Source organism: Streptomyces sp. CB00455, assembly GCF_001905445.1.
Lineage (GTDB): Bacteria > Actinomycetota > Actinomycetes > Streptomycetales > Streptomycetaceae > Streptomyces.
This window is the reverse complement of the sequence record NZ_LIVQ01000001.1, coordinates 893,928-916,300: the sequence shown is the minus strand read 5'-3', so window position 1 is coordinate 916,300 and position 22,373 is coordinate 893,928. Positions and strand designations below refer to the sequence as shown.

At 72.5% G+C, this 22,373-nt stretch carries 20 protein-coding genes and 1 pseudogene; 11 read left to right on the top strand and 10 right to left on the bottom strand.

What is annotated here, in order from left to right:
• The first annotated feature begins 144 nt into the window (after window positions 1–144).
• Complete coding sequence (locus AMK16_RS04210) at window positions 145–1,359, top strand: PP2C family protein-serine/threonine phosphatase (protein WP_073908668.1); 1,215 nt, start codon at window positions 145–147, stop codon at window positions 1,357–1,359.
• 379 nt (window positions 1,360–1,738) lie between these two features.
• Here AMK16_RS04210 and AMK16_RS04205 read toward each other — a convergent pair whose 3' ends face one another.
• Window positions 1,739–1,945 carry a DUF397 domain-containing protein gene (locus tag AMK16_RS04205; RefSeq protein ID WP_073908665.1) on the bottom strand — a complete coding sequence of 69 codons (207 nt, stop codon included), beginning with the start codon at window positions 1,943–1,945 and terminating at the stop codon, window positions 1,739–1,741.
• Complete coding sequence (locus tag AMK16_RS04200; protein ID WP_242438566.1) at window positions 1,942–2,727, bottom strand: helix-turn-helix domain-containing protein; 786 nt, start codon at window positions 2,725–2,727, stop codon at window positions 1,942–1,944. Before AMK16_RS04200 ends, AMK16_RS04205 begins: the two co-directional genes overlap by 4 nt.
• Before the next feature lie 308 nt (window positions 2,728–3,035).
• Here AMK16_RS04200 and AMK16_RS34105 point away from each other — a divergent pair, with 308 nt between their 5' ends.
• Window positions 3,036–3,527 (top strand): ATP-binding protein, encoded by a 492-nt coding sequence (locus tag AMK16_RS34105; RefSeq protein WP_242438565.1) that lies wholly within the window; start codon window positions 3,036–3,038, stop codon window positions 3,525–3,527.
• 362 nt (window positions 3,528–3,889) lie between these two features.
• Here AMK16_RS34105 and AMK16_RS04190 read toward each other — a convergent pair whose 3' ends face one another.
• Complete coding sequence (locus AMK16_RS04190; protein WP_073908660.1) at window positions 3,890–5,203, bottom strand: hypothetical protein; 1,314 nt, start codon at window positions 5,201–5,203, stop codon at window positions 3,890–3,892.
• Window positions 5,204–5,489: 286 nt separating this feature from the next.
• On the opposite strand from AMK16_RS04190, the gene AMK16_RS04185 reads away from it, so the two are divergent.
• On the top strand, window positions 5,490–5,843 hold the full coding sequence (locus AMK16_RS04185) for a deoxyxylulose-5-phosphate synthase (RefSeq protein WP_073908657.1): 354 nt from the start codon (window positions 5,490–5,492) through the stop codon (window positions 5,841–5,843).
• Window positions 5,844–5,885: 42 nt separating this feature from the next.
• Here AMK16_RS04185 and AMK16_RS04180 read toward each other — a convergent pair whose 3' ends face one another.
• Window positions 5,886–6,971 carry a DNA polymerase III subunit beta family protein gene (locus tag AMK16_RS04180; protein ID WP_073908655.1) on the bottom strand — a complete coding sequence of 362 codons (1,086 nt, stop codon included), beginning with the start codon at window positions 6,969–6,971 and terminating at the stop codon, window positions 5,886–5,888.
• Between the two features lie 391 nt (window positions 6,972–7,362).
• Window positions 7,363–7,695, bottom strand: coding sequence for a hypothetical protein (locus AMK16_RS04175; protein ID WP_073908652.1), 333 nt, complete (start codon window positions 7,693–7,695; stop codon window positions 7,363–7,365).
• A gap of 499 nt (window positions 7,696–8,194) precedes the next feature.
• On the opposite strand from AMK16_RS04175, the gene panD reads away from it, so the two are divergent.
• From panD to AMK16_RS04160, 3 genes are read left to right on the top strand one after another with little or no spacing between them, the layout of a single operon-like run.
• Window positions 8,195–8,614, top strand: coding sequence for an aspartate 1-decarboxylase (panD, locus tag AMK16_RS04170; protein WP_073908649.1), 420 nt, complete (start codon window positions 8,195–8,197; stop codon window positions 8,612–8,614).
• Window positions 8,615–8,628: 14 nt separating this feature from the next.
• Window positions 8,629–8,994 (top strand): GNAT family N-acetyltransferase, encoded by a 366-nt coding sequence (locus AMK16_RS04165; protein ID WP_073908645.1) that lies wholly within the window; start codon window positions 8,629–8,631, stop codon window positions 8,992–8,994.
• Entirely contained in the window at window positions 8,991–9,620 is a 630-nt protein-coding gene (locus AMK16_RS04160; RefSeq protein WP_073908642.1) for an aspartate/glutamate racemase family protein, read from the top strand. Before AMK16_RS04165 ends, AMK16_RS04160 begins: the two co-directional genes overlap by 4 nt.
• A gap of 474 nt (window positions 9,621–10,094) precedes the next feature.
• Here the strand turns inward: AMK16_RS04160 and gndA are convergent, their stop codons facing one another.
• Complete coding sequence (gene gndA / locus AMK16_RS04150; RefSeq protein ID WP_073908636.1) at window positions 10,095–11,540, bottom strand: NADP-dependent phosphogluconate dehydrogenase; 1,446 nt, start codon at window positions 11,538–11,540, stop codon at window positions 10,095–10,097.
• 185 nt (window positions 11,541–11,725) lie between these two features.
• On the opposite strand from gndA, the gene AMK16_RS04145 reads away from it, so the two are divergent.
• Window positions 11,726–13,045 carry a transglycosylase family protein gene (locus tag AMK16_RS04145; protein WP_073908633.1) on the top strand — a complete coding sequence of 440 codons (1,320 nt, stop codon included), beginning with the start codon at window positions 11,726–11,728 and terminating at the stop codon, window positions 13,043–13,045.
• Window positions 13,046–13,069: 24 nt separating this feature from the next.
• Here AMK16_RS04145 and AMK16_RS36545 read toward each other — a convergent pair.
• Window positions 13,070–13,882, bottom strand: a pseudogene (locus AMK16_RS36545) (DMT family transporter); the annotation flags it as partial.
• A gap of 317 nt (window positions 13,883–14,199) precedes the next feature.
• Between AMK16_RS36545 and AMK16_RS04140 the strand changes: the two are divergent.
• The 3 genes from AMK16_RS04140 (at window position 14,200) to AMK16_RS04135 (ending at window position 17,915) form a co-directional block, all read left to right on the top strand.
• Window positions 14,200–15,675, top strand: a complete 1,476-nt coding sequence (locus AMK16_RS04140; RefSeq protein ID WP_073908630.1) for an SDR family oxidoreductase — start codon at window positions 14,200–14,202, stop codon at window positions 15,673–15,675.
• Window positions 15,676–16,542: 867 nt separating this feature from the next.
• The gene (locus AMK16_RS36130; protein WP_158071202.1) at window positions 16,543–16,716 is read left to right on the top strand and encodes a hypothetical protein; all 174 of its coding nucleotides are present in this window, start codon (window positions 16,543–16,545) and stop codon (window positions 16,714–16,716) included.
• Between the two features lie 215 nt (window positions 16,717–16,931).
• Complete coding sequence (locus AMK16_RS04135) at window positions 16,932–17,915, top strand: NAD-dependent epimerase/dehydratase family protein (protein WP_073908627.1); 984 nt, start codon at window positions 16,932–16,934, stop codon at window positions 17,913–17,915.
• Here the strand turns inward: AMK16_RS04135 and AMK16_RS04130 are convergent.
• The 3 genes from AMK16_RS04130 to AMK16_RS04120 are packed head-to-tail and all read right to left on the bottom strand — an operon-like array spanning window position 17,901 to window position 20,913.
• A complete protein-coding gene (locus tag AMK16_RS04130; protein WP_073908624.1) occupies window positions 17,901–19,340 on the bottom strand; it encodes a lipase maturation factor family protein in 1,440 nt (479 codons plus the stop codon). The genes AMK16_RS04135 and AMK16_RS04130 overlap by 15 nt on opposite strands.
• 20 nt (window positions 19,341–19,360) lie before the next feature.
• Window positions 19,361–19,894: a DUF1990 family protein gene (locus AMK16_RS04125; RefSeq protein ID WP_073908621.1), complete on the bottom strand. Its 534-nt coding sequence runs from the start codon at window positions 19,892–19,894 to the stop codon at window positions 19,361–19,363.
• Window positions 19,891–20,913, bottom strand: a complete 1,023-nt coding sequence (locus tag AMK16_RS04120) for a YndJ family protein (protein ID WP_079191303.1) — start codon at window positions 20,911–20,913, stop codon at window positions 19,891–19,893. The genes AMK16_RS04125 and AMK16_RS04120 overlap by 4 nt, the downstream gene beginning before the upstream one ends.
• Before the next feature lie 160 nt (window positions 20,914–21,073).
• Here AMK16_RS04120 and AMK16_RS04115 point away from each other — a divergent pair, with 160 nt between their 5' ends.
• A complete protein-coding gene (locus tag AMK16_RS04115; protein WP_199885336.1) occupies window positions 21,074–22,369 on the top strand; it encodes a DUF6777 domain-containing protein in 1,296 nt (431 codons plus the stop codon).
• Window positions 22,370–22,373 lie beyond the last annotated feature (4 nt).

Below are 22,373 nucleotides of genomic sequence, written 5' to 3'. Positions count from 1 at the left end.
AGCAGCCTGCGCCGGAGATCTCCCAGGAAGTCGCCCATACTCCATGGTCTAACCTCTGCGGGTCGTCGGCAGCGGGGAGCGCCGCTCGCCGGGCGGAGCGGACCGCGGTGGCGTCCATGCGTCCGTGCGAGGCAGGCTGTACTCATGAGAGCGCCTTCGCGCTCGACCCCGGGACCGGGAGCCGGCGGCCACCACCAGGTCCTTTTCACCCTCGCCCAGTGCCTGCCCTACGCGGTCGCCCTGCTGGTGCTCCTCGTCGAGCTCACGCCCGCGCACGTCGTGTACACCGGACCCCTGCTGGTCGCGACCCCCGCTCTGGCGGCGGTGACGACGGGCCCCAGAGGCACGCTCGCCGCGACGGCAGCGGCCGTGGGAGTCAGCGTGATCACCGCCACCTCCAACCATGCCTGGGGTGGCCGACAGGTCTACACGAACTTCCTCGCCCTGTTCCTGGTCTCGGTGGCGAGCTTCATGACGAGCGGCGCCGCCCGCACCCGCCGGGAGAACGAGCTCAACCGGATCCGCCGGATCGCCACGGCCACGCAGGAGGTCCTGCTGCGGCCGGTGCCGGACCGGCTGGGCCCCCTACGGGCGGCCAGCCTGTACCTGGCCGCCGAGGCGGGCGCGCAGATCGGCGGCGATCTGTACGACGTGGTCCAGACCCGGTACGGGGTCCGGATGATCGTCGGCGATGTCCGGGGCAAGGGCCTGCCCGCCGTACGGGCCGCCGCGGTCGTGCTCGGTGCGTTCCGGGAAGCCGTGCACTACGAGGACGACCTGGTGGAGGTCATCAACCACTGCGGAGCGGCCCTGCGGCGGGACGCCGTCATCGCGGGCGTGGCCGACAGCGACGACGCCCTCCTCGAAGGGTTCGTCACCGCTCTCGTGGCCCAGGTCCCCGGCGGCCCGCCACCGGGCCCGGCCCCCCGCCTCGAAGTGATCAACCGGGGCCATCCGCCACCGCTGCTGCTGCACGACGGCGTCGTCCGGTCCCTGATGCCCACCACCCCCCTGCCGCCGCTCGGTCTCGAGGAATTCATCGGCGGACCTCCCGGGCGGGCCGACAGCCATCCCTTCGCACCGGGGGACCGGCTGCTGCTGTGCACCGACGGCGTCATCGAGGCACGCGACCGGGACGGTGCCTTCTTCGACCTGCCCGAGGCCATGGCGGCCATGCGCGACCACACCCGCCAGGCGTTCCTGGAGGACCTGTCCCAGGCCCTGCTGCGCCACACGCAGGGCCGCCTGTCGGACGACGTGGCGGTCGTCCTCGTCGACCGGCTCGCAGACGGGGAACACGGACCGGCCGGCGGCGCGGCCCTGGGCCCGGGGTCCGGCAACGGCCCGAGCGGGTCCTGAGAACCCCGGGGACAAGCCGGAACGGTGGTGGGGGCCGGGGTGGGGGCCGTTCGGGGGCCGTGGTGGGGCCGTGGTGTGGGCCGGCAGCCCGCCGGAGGAGGTCAGCTGGTCAGCCCGCCTGCCGCAAGTCGATCACCCATGTAGCGCACCAACCCCGTGCCCGAGCGGTCAGCCGCGGATGCGGCGGCCCGCCTTGCGTGACCGCGACAGCCGGCTCGCAAGCGCACGGAGCAGCGCGCTGCGCTAGGTGGGGCGGATTTCGGTGAGGGCGCTGAGGGCGCCCTGTTCTGAGCCGTCGGCATGACAACGGGCTCGTTCACGTCACCCCAGGTGACGTGAACGAGCAGGTCGTTCCGCTCGAAAGCCGTACTCGGCGGCCCTACCCCACCGCGCGTGCCACGAAGGCGGCCCACTCGCCCCGGCCGACCCGCAGCACCGGCCCACCACCCACGGCCTTCGAGTCCCGTACGTACACGGCGTCCGGACCGGCGGCCACCTCGACGCAGTCGCCGCCGCCCGACCCGCTGTAACTGCTCTTGAACCAGTGCAGCCCGCCAGCGTTTTCGGATACCTGCTCCACGCTCATGTCTCTCCCACCAGCCGTTCGATGAGCCGCGCAGACTCGACGCCGTTCAGAGCCTGCGATCGCAGCTTGCCATACCGCAACCCGAAGGCGCTGACCTCTGCGGGATCAGGCACGACGCACCCGACTTCCTGCGACTCGATGTAGCCGAGGTGCCGGTGCTCCTTGGTCTCCAGCACCACGAACGAGCCGTTCAGACCGGAGTGGAAGCCGCTCGCGGCAGGCATGACCTGAACCTCCACGTTCCGCAAGGCGTTCACCTCCAACAGGTGTTGCCACTGTCCGCGCATGACCTCCGTGTCGCCCACAGGATTCCGTAGCGCCTCCTCCGCGATGATGAAGGACAGCTCCGCGAGGGGCACCCGGGTCAGCAGCTTCTGCCGACTCAGCCGCGCCTCTGTGTGTTGGTCGGTGATCTCCGCGCTCAGCGGCGGGCAGTGGCCAGCGAACAAAACCCGCGCGTACGCCTCCGTCTGCAACAGCCCGGGCACGAGCAGCGGATCGTAGGAAAAGCGACTCACGGCCTCCGCCTCGAAGAGCGCGAAGTTCCTGAAGAACCGTGGCAACTTCGCCCGATCGACCTCCCCCTGGAGTGCCTCCAGAACCCCGCCCGCCTCCAGCGCCCGCTCCGCCGCCGCCGTGAACGCCGCCTTGGCCGGCCGCCGACCCTGCTCCACCGAGGCAACCTGCTCCAGTGAGTAGCCGATGGCCTCCCCGAGTTGCTGCTGGTTCAGCCCGGCCCGCTTCCGCAGGTACTGCAACAGCACCCCGTAGGCCGACCACACGCCCGGAACATCGGCCTCCTCGTCCTTGGGCTTCGTGCCCCGCCCCGTCGCCCCGTCCCGTACGTCCCGTACCGTCCTCACAGTCCCACGCCCTTCCCATCCCGCTCCGCGCCCCGCCCACGGCCGCGCTCGCCACCGGTCCATGTCCAACGCGACGCGCGGCAACCGGGACACGCGCCGGACCCGTACAACGCCCGTACAAGCCCCGTACAACCGAACCCACAGCCGGCCGCCCGCGCCGTACGACGATGACGACGTACGGCCGTCGTACCTGGTCAGCCGACCATTCACCCCGCCACGCTGAAACCGTGACCCACCATCAACCGACACATGAGGCCCATTCGGCTCACGCTCCGGCCCGCCAACTGACCCTGTGGTTCAGCAGCACCAGACGAGGTGCCCGCCTCGCCCGCCACCTCGCCGTGCAGCAGTTCACCGAGTGGACGGCCCTCCCGTACGACTCCGACCCGGTCTGTGCCGTCGCCCTCGTCACGGCCGAGCTGGCGTCCAACGCGGTCCGCCACGGCCGCCTCCCCGGTCGGGACTTCCGGCTGGGGCTGTACCTCCTGCCCGACCGCCTTCGCGTCGAGGTCACGGACACCCGCCCCGAACGCCCGCCACTGCTCGCTACATCACCATCCGCCGACGAGACCTCGGGCCGCGGACTGCTCCTCGTCCAGGCGTACGCGGACCGGTGGGGATGCACGGCCCGCGACGCGTACACGAAGACGGTCTGGGCAGAGATCCCCATCCACGGGCACGCCCCGCCGCATACCGACCATCGGGCTCGCGGGACGTAATAGCCCAGCGTCCGGCCCACCTGCCGGGCAGAGTCTCCACGGCAGGGCTCACCGCCGTCGCCGGGTCAGGCCAGTTGCTTGCCCTGGGTGAACCACGCGGCCTCTAGCTGACGGCTCGCCTGAGCGCGGTGGCGTCCTTCCTCGGCACCGTGTCCACGGGCGCGGCGCCCCGTCCCGCCGGGCTCGCGCGGCCGCACCCCTCGCGCATGCGCGTCCCGCCAGCCCCCGTCATCCAGACTCACCTCCCGCAGCTGGGCGAACTTCTCCGACCGTTGCCCCTCCGGCGACAGGTTGATGACCCACCCCTCGTCGCACGTCCTGCGCAGATAGTCGCGCGACTCACCGAGCGAGTGCGGACGCGCCTATGCCTGTGCGGGCAGCGCGGGGAACACGACCACCGAGCCGTCCTTGTCGCGGGCCATCTCGATCGCCACGTCTGTCGCAGGGTTGTTGACCACGACGTCGTCACCCAGCCTGTGAATCCGGTGTGCCACGCGCATCAGGCGATCGACTTCACCGGTCGTGAAGACGGGCCGCAAACCGTTCGGGCGAGCCAGCTCCAGCGCCGACAGGCGTATCAGGACACTGGCGATGCCTGACTCCAGTTTGTCGAGGCGCTGCTGGTCGGCCTTGAGTGCGCGGGCGAAGTTCTCGAACAAGTTGTCGGGGTCGCTCTGGGCATGCTCGACGGCCTGCAAGACGACGACCCGCCGCTTCAACGCAAGGGCCAAAGCGGCGAGTTCGAGGTGGGCTCGGAACCTGCCGCCGTGGTCGTCGACGCCGGGGAACGACTTGGTCAGCGTGTCGATGTCGACGGCCTTGCCGTCGGGCAGCTTGTCGAGTGCGCGCTGCCACCGGGCAAGGCGGCGGTCAGCGGCACCCAGCGCCGTGTTGATGGCATGCACTGCCGAGTCCAGTCCCAGCGAGATACCGAGCTTGCCCTGGTCGAGCAGAATGGCGGTGGCTTTGTCGATGGCATCGCGGCAGCCGTCGAGTTCGCTGTGTTCCTCATCGAGCTTGTCTTCGTGCAGTTGCTCAAGCAGTTCCGTGATGTGTTCGATGGCTTGCTGGCGCTTGGAGTCGGCGTTCGCGCTCACCCCCACCGCTACGGCCATGAGCACGAGCGGCGCGGCCACGGTGAGCGCCGCGCTGCCGGCGACCGCGACGCCGGCTGTCGCACCGGCTCCGCCGACTGCGCCTGCTGCTGCCGCTGTACCGACCGGAATGAACTTCGCCTGGGCGGCGATGCCCGTTGCGTTCATGAGCGCACTGTGAATGCCACCGTCCGCCCCCTTCGCCGCCATCGGGCGAACGATGCCCTGACCGAACTGGGCGGCAACCTTCGCCGGAACCACCATGCGATACAGACCTTCGCCGGCAGCGGTCGCCTTGGCCGCCACAGGGGAACTCCGCGCTGACTGCGTGATGAGCTGGGACAGGTGCTGTGCCAGGGGACTTACGGCATCGAGTGGGATACCTCGGCTGCGGTCGAGTTCGTCGGGTAGCGGATGTACCTCAAGTGTGGCGATGGGTTGGTCGGCCAGGCAGGCCAGCACACCGCGCAGTTCAGCCAGGCGCTCGGCCGTCATCGGCTCGTCTCCGCCGAATGCGGACACCCGGACGTCACCGGTCGCCAGCGTCCACACCGGAACGATTGTCTTGCGGTAGTCAATCATCGTCTCACCGTCTCCCCTTGCTCTCCAACAAGAGCCTACGGCTGGCGTCCGGCAAGAAGGCATGACCAGATCAAGAACGTCACGAAACGGGGCGCCCGGAAGACGAGGGGTAGTGAGTGAGGCCGGCGGCTCATGGTTTGGGCAGACGAGAAGAACCTCGTCGGGCAGGCGCACGCATGTCCCACGCGGACGGCGCTGAACGGATACGCCGGCCTACAGGCGTCCACACCCGACCCGCAACCGAAACCCCTTCGATCTCCGCCCGGGCGACGCCTACCCTGGCGACATGGCTCATGCGAAGACCTCGTACGTCTGCCTGCCCTGCAGGGCCTCGTACAAGCAGCCCTACGACGACAGGGACAGGCAGACGCGGATCTGTCCCCGCTGCGCGCAGCCGCTTATCCATGTGGGCTCCGCCTTCGCCGCACCCCGGCGCCGGGACGTCGCCGCCTGGCGGACGCTGTCCGTGCTGCTGCACGCCGGCGTCCGCTTCCGCAAGAGTTGTTGTGGCGGGCCCGGTTACCGTCCCCGCACCCTGAGCGAGGTCCGCGAACGGATGACGTACGCCCGGCGCAGCGGCGAGCCCTTCGCGAGGTCACTCGTACGGTACGAAGTGCCCTCTGCCCCGCCGCGCGGCTGAGGGCAGCGGTTGCGGACGAGGCCACTTCGACCGGTATGGAAGCTAGCTCTCCAAGCGGACCGGCATCAGGAGTGAGAAGGCGCCTTCGTCGTCGGGCCTGCGGATCACGAGCGGCGCCGTGGGCGCGCCCAGCTCCAGGATCAGCTCGTCCCGGCCTCCGGCGGCGAGCGCGTCCAGCAGGAACGCCCGGTTGACTGCCACGTTGTTCCGGTCGTCGTCACCGTCGTCGCAGACGACCACGGTCCCGTTCTCCGCCACCCTGAGCACACTGAGGTCGTGAGGCTCGGCGTCCTGTTCCCGTGTTGCGCTCGGGCGGACCGGACCGGTCTCCAGGGCCTGGCGAAAGACCGATGTATCAACGTGGGCGCGGTGACCGGCCGGGAGGTGGACGAGGCGGCGATAATCGGGGAACTCGTGGCCGAGGCTCCGGCCGGCCGTCTGCCGGTCCTCGGTCTCCAGCGTCACGCGGTCACGGTCCAGCGAGAGCTCCACCGGCTCTTCGCCGGTCAGTAGCGCCCGCATCGCGTCGGCGAGCGGAAGCGGTACGACGACCTGCGTCCGGGGCCCGCCGTGTCCGATGGTGCGTGCTCGTGCGACAGCCATTCGGTAGCGGTCGGTGGCCACGAGGTGGAGTTCCTCCCCCTCGGCGTCGAACAGGATCCCGCCGAGCATCGGCAACTCCGCGTCGTTCCCGGCGGCGAAACGCACCGCGTCCAGCGCGGCTGCCAGCTCCGGCGCGAGGATGGACAACCGGGCGGTGGCGGTGTGGAGTGAGCTCATGGGGTCTGTCTCCCTGTGGTCGAGTAGCGCTCGGAGCGTGGAGAACTCGCTGCGGGCGTCGGACAGCCCCAGCTCGAGACGGCGCAGGTGAGCCCGAAGCAGACCCCGCACCAGGTCCGTGTCCGCGCCGGCCCAGCCGGCCAGCACGAGCCGGATGTCGGCCAGCGGCATGCCCGCCCGGCGCAGCCGGGCCAGCAGCCGGGCCTCCTCCAACTGCTCGGGCTCGTACCAGCGGTAGCCGCTGACCGGGTCCACCCAGGCGGGGACCAGCACACCGGCGCGGTCGTAGAACCGCAGCGCGCTCACGCTCAGTCCGCCGTCCCGGGCCATCTCCCCGATGCTGCGCATGTCGTTCTCCACATCGGTGACTCTGGGCCCTCGACAAGGTCGAGGGTCAAGTGCGGCCAGTCGCGCCCCGCACTCCCCGCGCTCTCCTCTGCGGGATGACGGGGAGCCGCTGCCGTACTTGCCCGGGTACCGAAGGCTCCCCTCAGGCGGCACAGGTTGAAACTGCGTTGGGGGGGCGTCCGGACCAGTAGAGCGGTTCGGTGTGGACCCCTTGGCGTAGTTCCTCGTTGCTCGGCCAACGCCGCCGCCCATCCACTCACGAGCGCGAAGTTCGCTTCGGCTCTGGTGGCGATGGGTCGTCCGCGGATGCACTCGCTCCTGATCGCCATCCACAGGACAGCCTGGCGCTGTCGCCTGGTTCTCAGAACGTCAGTCACGACCGTGACATGCCTCACGGCACTGTGAACCAGCAGATGTCACCGGAGTCGGGCAACCGGGAATGCGCATGGACCTCCGCTGCGACGCGCGCCAAAGTCCCGGCCCTGTCCGAATTCCATGGCAGGAAGGGGTCCTGTTCCGACTCCGTCAGGTCTCCCGGTCGGGCCCCGGCGCCGTACAGATCGGCGACGATCCGTAGGAGCAGTCCCAGCTGTTCCTCGAACGTGGCGCCCCGTCCGAGCAAACTCCCCACGGCTCCGCTGACGACCGAGAAACCGAGCCAGTCGTCGTGTGCGTACTGGCTGAGATAGTCCAGCTCTCGGCGGTACTCGTCGTCATTCACCATGCTCAGTTCCCATGCTGTGGGATGTGGAATCGTTTCATGTCCAGGTCGTCCACGTGCCCGGAGACGAAGCTGCGGGCAAGGATGAGGGGGACGGCTGGGGGAAGGGAGGTGTCGGTGGCGGACGTGACCATCTCGTCCGTGGCTACGTCGATCGGTTCGCCGGTGGTGCACTGTCGTCGCGCACTTGGCGTACGTGCCTGGCTCCCCGTCCACTCGGCCGCCGGCACTGCCGTCGCGGGAGGGCGCGGCCGCGGTCGGTCAGGTGCTTCAGGGCGGCTCTGGCCGCGCTGCCGCCACACACCAGGCGCCGCCCGCCGCCGGTGGCGAGGGCGAGCAGGAGGTCGGGGCCCAGCCGTTCGCGTCCTTGTCGGCAAACGGTCAGCATGAGTCCTGAAAGACCTGGAGAAAGCTGACCGAACATGCGAATCATTGTAAGCTCCGGAGACCGCCCTTGACCTGCGTGAAGCAGGCAGGGAGCAGACGAATCGGGAGTGTTTCCATGCTTCGCACCATGTTCAAGTCCAAGATCCACCGGGCCACCGTCACCCAGGCCGACCTGCACTACGTCGGGTCCGTCACCATCGACGCCGATCTGCTGGACGCGGCGGACCTGCTGCCCGGAGAGCTCGTCCACATCGTGGACATCACCAACGGGGCCCGCCTGGAGACCTACGTCATCGAGGGGGAGCGCGGTTCCGGGGTCATCGGGATCAACGGAGCCGCCGCGCACCTCGTGCACCCCGGCGACCTGGTCATCCTCATCAGTTACGCGCAGGTCGAGGACGCCGAGGCGCGGACACTGCGGCCGCGCGTCGTGCACGTGGACGCGGACAACCGGATCGTGGAGCTGGGCGCGGATCCCTCCGCGCCCGTGCCCGGTACGGACCAGGAGCGCAGCCCCCACGCCGTGGCCGTCTGAGGGGAGTCGGAACCATGGCGCAGGGTGCGGGTCCGGGCGCGGAGATCGGGTTCGAGGACGACCGGAAGACCGGCAGGCTGCTGGCGGTCGAGGCCGGGACGGCGGTGGGGCACATCGCCTACTTCGTGCTCGACGAGCCGCCGCACGCCCTGGTGGCCGTGCACACCGTCGTCGAGCCGGGCCACGAGGGCCGCGGCATCGCCGGGCGGCTGGTGGAGACCTTCTACGCCATCGCCGCCGCCGAGGACGTGCCCGTGGTTCCGCTCTGTCCGTATGCGGCGAGCTGGGCCGCCAAACACCCCGACCGGGCGCCCGAGGCGCCGGCCGGGGTCGTGGCCGCGGCCGAGGCGCAGCGCGCCCGCCACCGGGGCCGGGGGTGAGCGCTCCCGGCCTCGTCCTCCTGCACACCTCGCCCGCGCACGTCCCGGTTTTCGACGCCCTGCGGGACCGCAACCACCCGGGCGCCGTCCTGCGGCACCTGGTGGTTCCGGACCTGCTGGAGCGAGCGCGCGCCGCGGGCCCGGAGTCGGTCGCCGGCGACCTGCGCGGGCTCCTGTCGGAGGCCGGACCGGTACCCGTCCTGGTCACCTGCTCGACGATCGGGGCGGTCGCGGAGAGCCTGGCCGCCGAGCACGGCGCGCCGGTGCTGCGGGTGGACCGGCCCATGGCGGCCGCGGCCGTGCGCGCCGGGCGGCGGATCGCCGTACTGGCCGCCCTGGAGTCGACCTTCGCCCCGACCGCGGACCTGCTGGCCGAGGAGGCGGGCGGGGCGCCGCTGGTGGTCCGTACGCACCTCGTCGCCGGGGCCTGGGAGCGCTTCGCCGCGGGAGATACCGCCGGGTGCCTGGCTCGCGTGGCCGACGCCGCCGACGCGGTCACCGGTGCGGACGTCATCGTGCTGGCCCAGGTATCCATGGCCGGCGCCGCGAATCTGGTGACGACCCGGATCCCAGTGCTGGCCAGCCCGGCTCCCGGCCTGGCGGCGGGCCTGGCCCTGGCCCGGTAGGGCGGGCGTACCCCGTGCGATCGGGGGAAGGCGGGGGGCATGGTACGAAACGCAGAGCAGACGCAGCCGCCGGTCCCCGGCCCCGACCCGGTTCCGGCGCCCACCCCCTTCCCGGACCCCGGTCCGCAGCCGGCACCGCCCGTACCGGCCCCGGTACCCGAGCCGGATCCGGTCCCGGCGCCCCCGGGACCCGCGCCGATCCCGCAGCCCGGCCCCCTGAGCTGACCACCCCGCTCCACACCCTCCGTACGCCGGGGCCTCCGTATGCCGCGGCGGTTCCGCGGCGCGGTATGCCGGAGGCGGTTTGCCCCCGCGTGGTCAGCCAGGCGCACCCGGGCGCGGCCCTGTCCCCTGAGCGGACTGGGCCCCTGAGCTGACTGCATCCCTCCGTATGCCGGGACGGTCCCGCCGCCGGTATGCGCGGCCGGGCGCGGCCCGCCCCCCCCGCACCGATGCGGGGCGCGGGCCGGCCGGTCAGTCCGTACGGATCTCGGAGCGGTCGCGGCTCCAGAGCGTGTGGAAAGAGCCCTCGCGGTCGGTGCGCCGGTAGGTGTGCGCGCCGAAGAAGTCGCGCTGCCCCTGCGTGAGGGCCGCCGGCAGCCGCTCCGCCCGCAGGGCGTCGTAGTACGCCAGCGACGCGGAGAAGGCAGGCACCGGGATGCCCTGGCGGACCGCGGCCGCGATCACCGACCGCCAGCCGTCCTGGGCCGCCCCGATCTCGGCCGCGAAGTCCGCGTCCGCCAGCAGGCTCACCAGCTCGGGCTGCGCGTCGTACGCCGCCCGGATCCGGTCCAGGAACGCGGCCCGGATGATGCAGCCGCCGCGCCACAGCGAGGACACCGCCCCCAGGTCGATCCCCCAGTCGTACTCCTGGCTGCCGGCCTGGATCTGGTGGAAGCCCTGCGTGTAGGAGACGATCTTCGAGGCGTACAGGGCCTCCTCGACCTGGGCGGCGAAAGCGTCCGCCTCCTGCGTCGAGAGCGCCGCGGCGGACGGCCCGGCGAGCCCGCGCGAGGCCGCGCGCAGGTCACCGTGGCCCGACACGGCGCGGGCGAAGACGGCCTCCGCGATCCCCGACACCGGGACTCCCAGGTCCAGGGCGATCTGCACCGTCCAGCGGCCGGTGCCCTTCTGCTCCGCGGCGTCGGCCACCACGTCCACGAACGGCCGGCCCGTGGCGGCGTCCGTGTGGGCCAGTACCTCGGCCGTGATCTCGATCAGGTACGAGTCCAGGCGTCCCCGGTTCCAGGACCGGAAAGTGTCCGCGATCTTTTCGGGGGAGTAGCCGGCGACCTCGCGCAGCAGGTGGTACGCCTCGGCGATGAGCTGCATGTCGGCGTACTCGATGCCGTTGTGCACCATCTTGACGAAGTGTCCGGCACCGTCCGGCCCCATGTGCGAGGTGCACGGGGTGCCGTCGGCGGCCTTCGCCGCGATCTTCTCCAGCATCGGACCGAGCGACGCGTACGACTCCTTCGAGCCGCCGGGCATGATGCTCGGGCCGAGCAGTGCCCCCTCCTCGCCGCCCGAGATGCCCGCGCCCACGAAGTGGATGCCCTGCTCGCGCAGCTCCTTCTCGCGGCGCCGCGTGTCCTCGAAGTGTGCGTTCCCGCCGTCGATGATGACGTCGCCCTCCTCCAGGAGCTGGGCGAATTCGCGGATCACGGCGTCGGTCGGATCCCCGGCCTTCACCATGATGACGAGACGGCGGGGGCGCTCCAGCGCGTCGACGAACTCCTTCGCCGACTCTGCTGCCACGAAGGTGCCCTCGTGACCGAACTCCTGCACGAGCGCCCGGGTCTTCGAGGCGGTGCGGTTGTGGACGGCCACGGTGTAACCGTTGCGGGCGAAGTTGCGGGCGAGGTTGCTGCCCATGACCGCGAGCCCGGTGACGCCGATCTGGGCTGTGCTGGTGCTCATGCGTGCGCTCCTGCGTGCGTCGATGTGCGGGGAGCACCGACGCTACCCCGACACGGCCCGCCGCCGGTCTCTCCCGCGTCGATGGAGCGTCAAATTCCGCTCTAGGGCCCTGGGTTGCGCCCCTTGTCATGCCCCGATCGTGCCGTTAGGTTGTGCGCTTCCTGATGTCTTCAATGGGGGCTCCCATGCGCGTACGGGGCCGGCACCGCCGGTATCAGCCGAGCAGCATCAACCGGGCCTCGCTCGCCGTCACCGCCGGTGGCGCCGGGATCGCGCTCCCTCTCATGGGAGCCGGAGCCGCGCACGCCGCCTCGGTGGACACCTGGGACAAGGTGGCCGCCTGCGAGTCCACGAACAACTGGCACGTCAACACGGGCAACGGCTACTTCGGCGGCCTCCAGTTCAGCCAGAGCACCTGGCGGGCCTTCGGCGGCGGCGCCTACGCCGCCCGCGCGGACCTGGCGACCAAGGACCAGCAGATCGCCGTCGCGGAGAAGGTCCTGAAGGGGCAGGGTCCGCAGGCCTGGCCGCAGTGCGGCAAGCGCGCCGGACTGAGCCGCAGCGGACCGGCGCCCGCCGCCGGGCAGCAGGGCCAGGGTCACGGTGTCCAGGGCCAGGGCCAGGGCAAGGGCCAGGGTCAGGGCGTCAAGGTCCAGACGCAGGTCCGGACCCAGGTCCGGCCCGCGCAGCCCGCGGCGGCCAGCCCACAGGCCACCGCCCCCCGCCCGACCGGGACCTCCGTCCTGCCGAACCCGTACGTCGTCGCGCCCGGCGATTCGCTCTCGGCCATCGCCACCGACCAGCACGTCGAGGGCGGCTGGCAGGCGCTCTACGAGACCAACCGCTCCACCGTGGGAGCCGACCCGGACCTGATCTTCCCCGGGCAGCGGCTCACCCTGCGGATCACCGCGGCGCCGCCCGCGCAGAACCCGGAGAAGCCGCCCCGCACCGCCGAGCCCGTCAAGCCGGTGGAGCCCGCCGCGGAGAAGCCCGCCCCGGCCCCGCCGAAGCCCGCGCCCAAGCCGGCCGAGAAGCCCGCGGAGAAGCCTGCCGAAAAACCGGCCGCGCCGTCCGCGTCAACGCAGCAGCAGCAGGCCTCGGTCGGCTTCACGGCCCCCGTCGACGGCTCCCTCGGCACTCGCTACCGCGTCTCGGGATCCTCCTGGTCCAGCGGCTACCACACCGGCGTCGACTTCCCGGTGGCGACAGGGACCACCGTCAAGTCCGTCGGGCCCGGCTCGGTGGTCTCCGCCGGCTGGGCCGGTGCGTACGGCTACCAGGTCGTCATCCGGCACAACGACGGCCGCTACTCCCAGTACGCCCACCTCTCGGCGCTCTCGGTCAAGGCCGGCCAGCAGGTCTCCGGAGGTCAGCGGATCGGACGGTCGGGCTCGACGGGGAACACCACCGGGCCGCACCTGCACTTCGAGATGCGCACCGGCCCCGGCTACGGCTCCGACATCGACCCGCTCAAGTACCTCCGCGGCCACGGGGTCGACATCTGACCCCCGCACGTGCGACGGCACGGCGGTGAGCAGGATCAGCCCGGTCGCCGTCAGGACGGCGCTGCTCACGGCCGCCGCCGCGCCGGCCGTCCCGAACCGGAACCCCTCCCCGAACAGCGAGATGCCGATCGCCGCCGCGACCACGGGATTGACCACCGTCACCGTGGCCAGCGGCGCGGTCAGCCCCGCGCCCCGGTAGGCGGCCTGCGAGAGCAGCAGCCCGGCGCAGGCCAGGACCGCGATCGCCACGAGACCTGGCCCCAGGACCCCCGGAGCCCCTGGTGAGACGGCGCCGGTCACCGATTTGGTGAACACCGAGGCCATGCCGAAGGCGATACCGGCCGCCGCGGCCAGTACCACGCTGCGCAGTACCGCACGGCGCATCCGGTGCGCCGTCAGGAACAGCACCGTGACGGCCGCCCCGGTCACCGCGAGGAGCAGCGTTTCCTCGCGGCCCGCCAGGGACTGATGCCCCCGGCCGCCCCCGCCGGTCAGGGCCAGCAAGCCGGCCAGGCCGACGCTGGCCAGCCCCGCTCCGCGCCAGGCCGCCGCGCCGGCGCGCCGGTGTACGAAGACGGCGGCCATCGGCAGGGCGAACACGATGGTGAGCGCGCCCAGCGGCTGGACCAGGCTCAGCGGCCCGAAGGCCAGGGCCGCCGCGTGCAGCAGCGCGCCGAGGCCGTTGAGCCCCACCGCAACCCACCAGCCGGCACGGCGCAGCGGAGCGTACGGGCGGTCCGGCGTATGGGCCGCCACCCGCTCCTGGAGGATCGCGCCACCCGCGTACGCGAGGGCGGACACGATGCAGAGCAGGACCGACAGCGCCAGTGCACTCATGAATCCCACAATGCCGGGCCCGACGTGGCTATTCCTCCGTCCACAGGCGGTCACCGGTCGTACTCCGGGCGTAGTACGGGAGTACGCCCGCGGGGCGCCGGCGAGGTGCGGCGCGAGCGTCCGCACGGCCGCACGTGACCGCATGCCCAGCGGCCCTCCCCGCGCCCGCCCGGACGCGTGCCGTGACGCTCCGCTCGCGGTCGGTGAGGCGGGGGAGATCGGGTTTGGCCCCGGGCGCGTGGGATCCGTACAGTTTCCCTTTTGGGGACTTCCGCAGCAGGCGGATGCGGACGAGTGATCAAGGAACGGCAGCGGCCATGACGGTGACCGAAGACAGCCACGCCCAGGAGCACGCCTACGGACCGGGCATCGACCCCGAGCGGCTGGCCCTCTGCCTGAGCGTGCTCGACGAGCTGGACAAGCTCGACGTCGACCACCCCGACGCCGTCACCGTACGCCGCGCCACCGCCGGTCTCTACCGCACGGTCAAGCAGCGCCGCCGCCAGGAGCGCCGCGCCGCCAAGACCGCCAACGACAAGGCCGTCACCGAGGCCACCGCCACCGGTTCCGCCGAACGGATCGATGACGAGACCCAGGGCAACGCCCTGACCGCCGCCACCAAGGGCCCGATCGCCGGAATACTCCAGCGCCCGCGCTCCTGCTACATCTGCAAGACCCGGTACGTCGAGGTCGACGCCTTCTACCACCAGTTGTGCCAGGACTGCGCCGCCTTCAACCGGGCCCGCCGCGACGCGCGGACCGACCTGACCGGCCGCCGCGCCCTGCTCACCGGCGGCCGCGCCAAGATCGGCATGTACATCGCGCTGCGGCTGCTGCGCGACGGCGCGCACACCACGATCACCACCCGCTTCCCCAACGACGCGATCCGCCGCTTCAAGGCCATGCCCGACAGCCCCGAGTGGCTGCACCGCCTGAAGATCGTCGGCATCGATCTGCGCGACCCGGCCCAGGTCGTCGCGCTCGCCGACTCGGTGGCCGCAGAGGGCCCCCTCGACATACTGATCAACAACGCCGCGCAGACCGTCCGCCGCTCGCCGGGCGCCTACAGCGAGCTCGTCGCCGCCGAGAACGCCCCCCTGCCGGCCGGTGAGCTCCCCTCCGCCGAGGTGATCGGCACCTTCGGCAGCGGCACCGTCGACCGCGTCGCCGCCCTGCCCACGGGCAAGGGCGAGAAGCTCAGTGCCCAGGACATCACCGAGCTCGCGCTGGTCTCCGGTTCCGCCTCACTGGAGCGGATCGCGGCCGGCACCGCCATCGACGCGGGCGGCCTCGTCCCGGACCTGCACGACACGAACAGCTGGATCCAGACCGTGTCCGAGGTGGACCCGATCGAGCTGCTCGAAGTGCAGCTGTGCAACTCCACGGCGCCGTTCATCCTGATCAGCAAGCTCCGCCCGGCGATGGCCGCGGCCGAAGCCGGCCGCCGGTACGTCGTCAACGTCTCCGCCATGGAGGGCGTCTTCAGCCGCGGCTACAAGGGCGCCGGACACCCGCACACCAACATGGCGAAGGCCGCGCTGAACATGCTGACGCGCACCAGCGCCCAGGAGATGTTCCAGAAGGACCAGATCCTGATGACCGCCGTCGACACCGGCTGGATCACCGACGAGCGCCCGCACCCGGACAAGATCCGCCTGGCCGAGGAGGGCTTCCACGCCCCGCTCGACCTCGTCGACGGCGCGGCGCGGGTCTACGACCCGATCGTCCGCGGCGAGGCGGGCGAGGACCTGTTCGGCGTCTTCCTGAAGGACTACGCCCCCGCGAACTGGTAGGCCCCGCCCCTGCCGATCCGCCCGACCGGCCCCGGCCCCCTCGGCACACCGCCGTGGGGGACGGGGCCGTCGTGTGCCGCCGCGGTCCGGCGGGCGCCGCCGCGACCGGTTCCCGCACCGGCGGCAAGGCCCCAGCCCGCCCCGCGTCCAGGCCGGCCGCTTCGGCCTCCTCCATGGGCCTGACGCAGGGCCGCCGCGGCGTCGGCGTCCTCGCCGCGCCGGTTCCGGGCCGTCCGCACCCCCTGACGGCCCGGGCCGTCCGCACCACCTCACGAGCCGGGCCACCCGGTCCCCCCGACAGCGGGCGGACCGCCTCGGCCGTGAGATCGGCGCGCAGCGGTCGCCCCGGGCCGTCTGCGTGACCGCAGGTGGACACTGCGTCACCCGGAAGGAGCAGTTCGCCGAGGTCGCTGTGAAAGCGGAGATCCGGGGTGCCTCATCGCGGGGGGCGGGTGCGCCGCGGCAGCGCCGCCGTCCGCATTCCGGGGCCGTGGTGGCAGGCGGGGAGGGGTGCGGAGCAGGTCCATCAGCTCGGGAACGCCTGCTGCGCAAGGCACTTCGGACCCGCGTGCTCCGCCCCTTTCCCCTGCCGCTCCCTCCGCCGTCCCCGCGCGCACCCACCGCCGGGCGGACCATGCTTGTCGCACCCGCGGGCCGACGACCGGCTGAACTCGCGGCGAAACCAAAAGGGCGACGCGGATTTTGCCTTTCCATCGAGCGGGGGTCCGCTCATATGTGTACTGTGGGGCATCAAGAAGGCCCCATCAGGGCCACGCTCCACCAAGGCGCCACCGCGTCCGGAAACCCTTTTATCCCTGCCCGGCGAGCGGTCAGCCCGCCGGGTTACGCGACACAAAGGAGTGCGCGGTGACTGAAATGACGAAACCCGAACCGACGTTGGTGGAGCGGACGGGGTCGCGGACGAAGCCGAAGTCCGACGAACTCGGAAGCCTCGAAGTCTGGGCACGGTCCGCCCCCATCCGGCTGGCCGGGTACGAGGACGACCTGGCGGAAGCGCACATCCTCCCCGGGATCGACTAGCCGTAACAGCGTGACGGCAGCGCCCCCCGTGCCCACCGGCACCGGGGGCGCTGCCGTACCCCGTCCTGGGGCGGCGGGCTGGGCGTCCCGCACGGGCAGGCCCCCACAGGGGCCGGGGGGCCCTGCCCGGTTCCCGCAACCCGTACGCTCTGGGCGTCATCGCTGACGGCGATCACGGCTTCCGCCGTCCCGGCCGCCCCGGCACGCTGAACCGCATGAAACTGCTGATGCTCGGCGGAACCGAATTCGTCGGCCGCGCGCTCACCGAAGACGCCCTCGACCGGGGTTGGGAGGTGACCGTCTTCCACCGCGGCCACCACGCTCCGCCGCCCGGCACCTCGGCCCTGCACGGGGACCGCACCACGCCCGGCGGCCTGGACGCCCTCGCCCACGGCACGTGGGACCTCGTCGTCGACACCTGGGGCGGCGCCCCCACGGCCGTGCGCGACAGCACCCGCCTCCTGCGCGAAAGGACCGGCGGCTACGTCTACGTCTCCAGCCGCTCGGTCTACGCCTACCCCGCCCCCGCGGGCCTCGACGAGGACGGCCCGCTCGTGGAGGGCTCGCCCGACGCCGGGGCCGTCGCCTACGCCGAGGACAAGCGCGGCGCGGAACTCGCCGCCCTCGACGCCTTCGGCGACCGCGCCCTGCTGGTGCGCGCCGGACTGATCCTCGGCCCGTACGAGAACGTCGGCCGGCTGCCCTGGTGGCTGAACCGCACCGCCCGCGGCGGCCCGGTGCTCGCCCCCGGCCCGCGCGAACTGCCCCTCCAGTACATCGACGTCCGCGACCTCGCCCGCTGGACCCTCGACGCCGCCGCAGCAGGCCTCGGCGGCGCCTACAACGTGGTCTCCCCCGCAGGGCACGCCACGATGGGCAGCCTCCTCGACGCCTGCGCGTCCACCACCGGCAACGCCGCCCAACTGCGCTGGACCGCCCCGGAGCCGATCCAGGAAGCCGGCGTGCAACCCTGGACCGAGCTGCCGGTCTGGATCCCGGCCGGCGAGCCGCACGACTTCATGCACGGCGGCGACGTGTCCAAGGCCGTGGCGGCGGGCCTCACCTGCCGCCCCGTGGAGGAGACCGTCGCCGACACCTGGGCCTGGCTCCAGACCCTGGGCGGGAGCGCCCCGCAACGCCCCGACCGGCCGGCGCCGGGCCTCGACCCGCAGCGGGAGGCCGCGCTACTCGGGCTCTGACCGGGCCGCGCCGCCGAGACGGGTGGGCGGCAGGTACTCGCGCACCAGCGTGCGGTGCCACCAGGCACCCGTCTCGCGCAGCTCCCGCCAGGTGGTGAACCGGTAGCGGTACAGCAGGGCGCGGACGTAGCGGGGCGGCGCATCCGGGAAGGGGTTGTGGCGGATCAGCCGCAGCGTGTCCCGGTCGCCCGCCAGCAGCCGCTCCACCAGCGGACCGAACCAGTCCCGCGCGTAGCCGGGGGAGAGCGCCGCGAACCACATCAGCCAGTCCAGGCGCAGATGGTACGGGGCGAACTGGCGCGGGAGGCGGCCCACTTCCCCCGGCTTCCCCCGGAAGCCGTACTCCCGCCAGTCCCCGTCCGCGCGGGGCGCCCGGTCGGCGGTGCCCTCCACCACCACCTCCTCGCGGACCCGGCTCACGGTGCCGAACGCCCCGTAGGTGTTGACCAGGTGGAGCGGGTCGAAGGAGCGGTTCATCACCTGGCGGCGCGACACCATGTTCAGCACCGGGTGCCGGCTGAGCACCAGCACCAGCACGGTGACCGCGCAGACCAGGACCACGAACCACACCGGCGCCGGGCGCGAGGCGGCGGCCGGCGGCTCGCCCGCGAACCGGGTGAAGTCCACGGCCGACAGGGCCAGTGTGATCGTCAGCCAGTTCAGCCAGGCGAAGTTGCCCGACAGCACCAGCCACAGCTGCGTCGCCACGATGACGCCGGCGGCGTACGAGGCCACCGGCTGCGGGGTGAAGAGGAACAGCGGGACCACCAGTTGCGTCACGTGGTTCGCCGCGCACTCCACCCGGTGCAGCGGCTTCGGCAGGTGGTGGAAGAACCAGCTCAGCGGTCCCGGCATCGGCTGCGTCTCGTGGTGGTGGTAGAGGCAGGTGAGCCGACGCCAGCAGGAGTCCCCGCGGATCTTGATCAGCCCGGCACCGAACTCCACCCGGAAGAGCACCCAGCGCAGCAGCCAGAGCACCAGCACCGGCGGTCCGGTCCGCGCGTTGCCGAGGAAGACGGCGAGGAAGCCCACCTCCAGCAGGAGCGACTCCCAGCCGAAGGAATACCAGGTCTGGCCCACGTTCACGATGGAGAGGTAGAGCAGCCACAGCATGGCCCACATCGCCATCGCCGCGCCGGCCGGTACCGCGTCGCCGGCCCCGGCCGCCAGCGCGGCGGCCAGCGCCGCCCCTGTCCAGGCACACGCGGCGAAGAGCCCGTCGCCGTAGCGCAGTTGGAAGAGGCTCGGGGCGCGCCGGAAGGGCACGTACCGCACGTAGTGCGGCACGGGCAGCATGCCCCGCGCTCCGATCAGGGCCCGGAACTGCAGGGCGGCACCGATGAAGGCGAAGAGGTAGACGCCGGCGAGGGCCCGCTGGAACACCAGCCGGGCCGGCCAGTAGCCGGGCGCCGTGAACCAGTCCATCGCCTCCAGTATCGGACCGGTCAGGCGGCGTTCGCCAGCCTGCGCAGGCGGCGGGTCAGCCGGCGGGCGTAGCGCAGCTGGAGGAAGGGGACGACCGGGCCGGCGAGCCGGGTGTACCAGCAGGCGGGGCGGCTGAAGGCGGTCACCGTGAACCACACCGCGCCGTCGGCGTCGAGGTCCACGACGAAGGACTCCTCGCCGCTCTCGGGGTGCCCGGACAGCGTCCCGTAGGCGAAACCGGTGCGCGCGGGCCCGTACGCCGTCCAGATCACCCGGCACGGCACGGTGATCGCGAGCGGGCCCAGGCCGATCCCCACTTCGACGCGGGCGCCGGGGCGGACGGCTCCGTAGCCGGCCCGCACGAGCATCCCCGAGGCGCGGTGGGCGTGGAAGGTGGTCACCGCGGCTCCGGCGGCCTCGAAGGCGGCCCGGCCGTGTCCGATACGGGCGCGGTGGTTCAGGTGGTTGTAGCCGCCCGGCAGCGGCTGCCGGGCGGTGGCGCCCCGGTCGGGGTAGGTGAGGGTGTCCCGGCCGGCGCTGGTGAGGCGGGTCATGGTGTGGTCTCCTGTCGGTCGGCGGTTCGACTGCTCGGCGGTGCGGCGGTGGGGCAGTGCAGTGGTTCAGCAGTTCGGCGGTCCGGCAGGTCGGCGGTGCCCGGTCCGCCGGGTCCGCGGGTCAGCCGGCCCCAGGCCAGCACCGAGCAGAGGGCGAAGCCGAGGGCGTTGCCGAGGCCGTGGGTCGCGGCCATCCAGGTCAGGGTGGGGTGCACGATCCCGGTGGCCTCACCGAGCGCCCACCACAGGGCGCCCAGCATGGTGGCCACCAGGATCACCGCCGAGGTCGCGAGCAGCGTCCTGGTGGTGCGGTCGCGCCGGGCGCGGGGCCGGATCTCCCGCCAGGTCGTCAGGGCCACGGCCCACATGCCGCCGGTCAGGACCACCGCGCCCGCCAGTTCGGCCCAGTCGTCGACGAAGTAGCCGAGCAGTACGAGCAGGGTGCCGGCCGGGACGCTGTACGCCGCCCAGCGCGGGACCGGCCCCGGCGCGGCCGACCGGCACACCAGCCCGGCGACCAGGGCGGCCGCGAACCCGGCGAAGTGGAAGTGGGGCACGGTGAGGGCCAGGACGTCGAGGTCGAAGCCGAAGAGCCGGCGGCCGGCCCGCTCGGCGACCAGGGCGGTCCCGGCGACCGACGGCGAGACCAGCGCGGTGGCCACCGCGAGCCGCGCCGGGCCCGGGGTGTCCGCCCCGCCCGCCGCGGAGCCGGTCCTGAAGCCGGTCCTCCCGGTCCGGGCGGCCGAGGCGCCACCGGGGGCAGCGCCGGCGGGCCGGCGCCGCCGCAGCAGGACGCCGGGGGCCCGCGCCGCGAGGGTCAGGCAGGCCGCCGCGTAGACGGCGGCGAGCGCCGTGGCGGGCGCTCCCCGGGGCAGCCACAGGCACAGGGCGCCCAGTGCGGCGGGCAGCGGCCACAGCCGGGCCGTCCGGCGGAAACCGAGCGGGTCGATCAGGCGCAGTCCGGCCGGGACGACGCAGAGCATGCCCAGGGTCACGATCACGTTCACCAATGCCGTCACCGCACACTCCCCTCCAGTGCTGCCGATGCTTTGAACGCGTTCAACTCACAGACGCCACTCTACGAGGTGCTTTGAACATGTTCAAGAATTTCTCCGGTTGCGGCTCTCGCGCGGATGCGGCAGACAAGAGGAAGCAACCGGGGCGAAAAGGGAGACACACGTGCACGCACCGACACCTCCGACTCCTCGTCAGGCGCCGCGTCGTCACGCACCGGCCGGCGCCGCCCTCTTCGCCGTCCTCGGCCTCTTCGCCGCGGCCTGCGGCGGCCCCGAGGAGAACCGGGGGAGTGCGGGGGCGGAGAGCCAGGAGGTCCACCTCCAGCCGGTGGCCTCGGCGGGTCCCGCGCCTTTCACCGCCTCCTCGGCCACCGGCGAGTCCGCCCCCGTACAGCCCCCGCTGCCCAATCCCACCGGGCAGGGCATCCGCACCGTCAACGCGGCCACCCCCGGCCTGTACGGCGGCACCGAGCGGCTCGGCAGCTGCGACGTGGAGCAGCAGGTCGGCTACCTGACCGCCGACAACGCCAAGGCCCGGGCCTTCGCCCAGGCCTCCGACATCGAACAGGCGAAGATCCCCGAATTCCTGCGGGGCCTGACCCCCGTCGTGCTGCGGGCCGACACCCGGGTCACCAGCCACGGCTTCCGCGACGGGAGGGCCGAGAGCTTCCAGTCCGTCCTGCAGGCCGGCACCGCCGTCCTCGTCGACGAGCACGGGATGCCGCGGGTCCGCTGCGCCTGCGGCAACCCGCTGCTACCGCCCCGCGCCCCCAAGGGTTCCCCGGTGCACAAGGGCGAGCCGTGGAACGGCTACCAGCCCAACCAGGTCGTCGTCATCGAACCCACCAGCCAGGTGATCAACAACCTGGTCATCGTCAACATCGCCGACAACACCTGGATCGAGCGCAAGCGGGGCGACGACGGCGCCCAGGACCGGCCTCCGCAGACGGCGCCCCCTTACGACCCGGCGGACGGCATCCCCGAAGGCCCCCTCACCCCGCCCGGGACCGAGCCGGCCGACCCCTGCCCCACCCCCGACAGCAACAGCCTCGCCCGCACCGCGCCCCCGGCCACCCCCGACGGCGCCGCGACCTCCCCGCCCCCCGCCGCGGACTGCGTACCGTCCGGGCAGCCCTCACCCCCGGCGCCCGGCGAGCCCCGGCCGCAGCGCCCGGGCGTGCCGCCGCCCCCCGCCCTGCCTCCGCAGCAGCCGCCCTCCGACGTGCCGACCGACCTGCCGCCGGACGCCCCCCTGGATGCCCCTATGGACGTCCCGTCGGACATCCCCTCCGGCGTCCCCTTCGACCCGTCACAGATCCCGGGCGATCCGGCGCTGCCGCCGCCCGACGGCCCGCTGCCGCTGCCGGACGACCCGTACGGCCCCGCGGACCCGCACGCCGTACCGGACCAACAGCAGCCGCCGCCCTCCGACCCCGGCCACACACGGGAGAGCGCCTGACCGG